This window comes from Escherichia sp. WS33 (assembly GCF_046486385.1).
In the GTDB taxonomy this organism is placed as follows: domain Bacteria; phylum Pseudomonadota; class Gammaproteobacteria; order Enterobacterales; family Enterobacteriaceae; genus ECMA0423.
On the sequence record NZ_JBJQLJ010000073.1, the window covers coordinates 1 to 2599 of the forward strand.

At 47.4% G+C, this 2599-nt stretch carries 3 protein-coding genes and 4 pseudogenes; 3 read left to right on the plus strand and 4 right to left on the minus strand.

Annotation, left to right across the window (positions count from 1 at the left end; genetic code table 11):
* Nucleotides 1-116: 116 nt before the first annotated feature.
* Together ACJHXA_RS23675 and ACJHXA_RS23680 are read left to right on the plus strand one after the other, a co-directional pair.
* Nucleotides 117-632: pseudogene (locus ACJHXA_RS23675) on the plus strand (hypothetical protein); the annotation flags it as partial.
* A 171-nt stretch (nt 633-803) separates the two neighbouring features.
* A complete protein-coding gene (locus ACJHXA_RS23680) occupies nt 804-1133 on the plus strand; it encodes a DUF496 family protein (protein ID WP_000450409.1) in 330 nt (109 codons plus the stop codon).
* A 100-nt stretch (nt 1134-1233) separates the two neighbouring features.
* Here the strand turns inward: ACJHXA_RS23680 and ACJHXA_RS23685 are convergent, their stop codons facing one another.
* Nucleotides 1234-1416 (minus strand): EutP/PduV family microcompartment system protein, encoded by a 183-nt coding sequence (locus ACJHXA_RS23685; protein WP_001016348.1) that lies wholly within the window; start codon nt 1414-1416, stop codon nt 1234-1236.
* A gap of 62 nt (nt 1417-1478) precedes the next feature.
* On the opposite strand from ACJHXA_RS23685, the pseudogene ACJHXA_RS23690 reads away from it, so the two are divergent.
* Nucleotides 1479-1616 (plus strand): annotated as a pseudogene (locus tag ACJHXA_RS23690) (transposase domain-containing protein); the annotation flags it as partial.
* 288 nt (nt 1617-1904) lie between these two features.
* Here the strand turns inward: ACJHXA_RS23690 and ACJHXA_RS23695 are convergent.
* The 3 genes and pseudogenes from ACJHXA_RS23695 to ACJHXA_RS23705 all read right to left on the minus strand — a co-directional run.
* Nucleotides 1905-1985 (minus strand): annotated as a pseudogene (locus tag ACJHXA_RS23695) (hypothetical protein); the annotation flags it as partial.
* Between the two features lie 45 nt (nt 1986-2030).
* Nucleotides 2031-2225, minus strand: coding sequence for a DUF5983 family protein (locus tag ACJHXA_RS23700; RefSeq protein ID WP_000988599.1), 195 nt, complete (start codon nt 2223-2225; stop codon nt 2031-2033).
* Nucleotides 2222-2553: pseudogene (locus ACJHXA_RS23705) on the minus strand (TA system toxin CbtA family protein). Before ACJHXA_RS23705 ends, ACJHXA_RS23700 begins: the two are co-directional and overlap by 4 nt.
* Nucleotides 2554-2599: the final 46 nt, after the last annotated feature.

The window sequence follows — 2599 nt, forward strand, 5'->3', positions numbered from 1 at the left end:
TAATCCGGTAGCGGCGTAAAAATCGCGGAAGGGATGAAAAAAACAGCGCCTGACGGCGCTGTGTCTGGCATGCCTGCAATCCGGGAAACCGGACCAGGAAAAAACTTGCAGGCCATAACAGTATCTATCAATCTGCATTCTCACCGAACTTACTCGAACGCCCGCGTCTGGAAAGCCATCTACAAAAACTCCTGACCGATGCCGTGAAAATGCGTGGGCTGATTGCGCCCGCCAGCAAAGAAACCCGTATTCCAAAATCGATATATGAAGGTATCCAGACCATTAATCGCAATCTGGTTTGTATGCTGGAGTTGCAAATCAATGCATACTGGGCCACGCGCCCCAGCCATTTCGTGTTATTGAACGCGCAAAAACTTCGTGATACCCAGCATATGATGCAGCAAATACTGCTGAGCCTTGTTCATGCGCTGTACGAAGGTAATCCGCAGCCGGTTTTTGCCAATACGGAAAAATTGAACGATGCTGTGGAAGAGCTGCGTCAGTTGCTGAATAACCACCATGACCTGAAGGTTGTGGAAACACCAATCTATGGTTATGTGTGGCTGAACATGGAAACGGCACATCAGCTTGAGTTGCTATCGAATCTGATTTGCCGGGCCTTGCGCAAATAATTCCTGAACTTCAGAATCATCTTGCTGCTGCTTCGATTCAGCAAGGATAAAGGGTATGATAGTGAAAAGGGATAAAAGCATTGTCATCTGCGGCAGCTATGAGTAATGTTGGCCCTAACGAATAGCGGTTGCTTAAACGAATCCGACTCTCACATTATCAGGGGTATAAAAATGGAAACTACCAAGCCTTCATTCCAGGACGTACTGGAATTTGTTCGTCTGTTCCGTCGTAAGAACAAACTGCAACGTGAAATTCAGGACGTTGAGAAAAAGATCCGTGACAACCAGAAGCGCGTCCTGTTGCTGGACAACCTGAGCGATTACATCAAGCCAGGGATGAGCGTTGAAGCAATCCAGGGCATCATCGCCAGCATGAAAGGTGACTATGAAGATCGCGTTGACGATTACATCATCAAAAATGCCGAGCTCTCCAAAGAACGCCGCGATATCTCCAAAAAGCTGAAAGCTATGGGCGAAATGAAAAACGGCGAAGCGAAGTAATTCCCGTTTTATTCAATGAGGGTTGCCCGGCAACCCTCATTGCTCATTGATTCTTATCTGTGTATCACCGTCATCATTCTCATCTGAGAACCAATCGAAATTAACAACAGCCTTCTTCTGTATGCAGCAAGGCAAAAAGTTCTGTAACTCCATTGTTATTAACTGCACTGGTTACTAACACGTTGTGCGCTCCAGCTTCCCGTAACCAACTTTTCACCAAAGATATTTGTTCCATGCTGGCTAAATCTGCTTTGGTTACTACTCCAATGACCGGGTGATTCATGGCCCGGTAGGGCGTTTTTACCTCTAATTCCTGCTTCAGCGCTGAGATTCCTGCTTGTTGCCGGAAAAGCAGGCACCTGCCGTCTGAACGGTATCGATCCGGAAGCGTATCTGCGCCATATTCTGAGCATACTGCCGGAATGGCCCTCCAACCGTGTTGACGAACTCCTGCCATGGAACGTAGTTCTCACCAATAAATAAGCGTCAATACGGTGCTCCGTTGACGCTTACTTTAATCCGTTTTCTGAGCTTAGATTTTTCTGTTCCTACCCAGACCGTGGATTTGGAATTCATTTTTTGTCAGGTCAATGCTAATCGTTAAAACGGCCATAACGCACCTCCACTGGAAGGTTTATCAGTAATATCCTACCGTTGCTTCATGGTCGGGGCGTCCATTCCATTATTATCGGTTTTCCTTTCTGTTTATAAATGAAAACGCCAGCTGTATTCAGGCTGGCGTCAGGGGAAATGAAGCCTGTTGAGTGAGATTCACCGGTTCTGGTGCAGAAGCTGCAGATGGCGCAGGGTAAGGACATCTTCTCTTGCCTGCTTAATACAGGACAACAGTGCTGTTTCTGTGGCTAATGGCACTATACCCTGCATCACTGCATTGTCTTACAGCAACTGGTGAGGGCTGGCATAAGTTGCCGGTGTTTCGGTAGAGTCACGGTCATCCACCACGCGGAGTGAATAACCTTTTTCAGCGGCCTTATTAATCAGTTCAGTGATATTAACACCATCAATGTCAACGACAATGTGCCCCATATCCAGCGCCTGTACGTTAACGCTGTCGGCTTCCAGTGTCATCATTTCGCCTCCGGATACTTACCCAGGGTAATGTTATTTACCGTTCTGTAATTGTCGCGGGTCATCAGGCCGGTCGCCCTGCGAGCCCGGAGGATATCGATGCTGTTTATTAACTGAGAGCGGGTACAGGCGCTGAATCCCGGCTGGTCGGTAGCACCAGCGCGTATTTTTCCACGAGAAAGTTCACCGCATCACACAGTGAAATGCCTGCCTCAATATGCTGCTCAATCACACGTTCATCGGCAAAAGGTAGACTGGCCCCCTGAATCTCCAGACAACCAATATCACTTAAATAAGTGATAGTCTTAATACTAGTTTTTAGACTAGTCATTGGAGAGCAGATGATTGATGTCTTAGGACCGGAGAAACGCAGACGG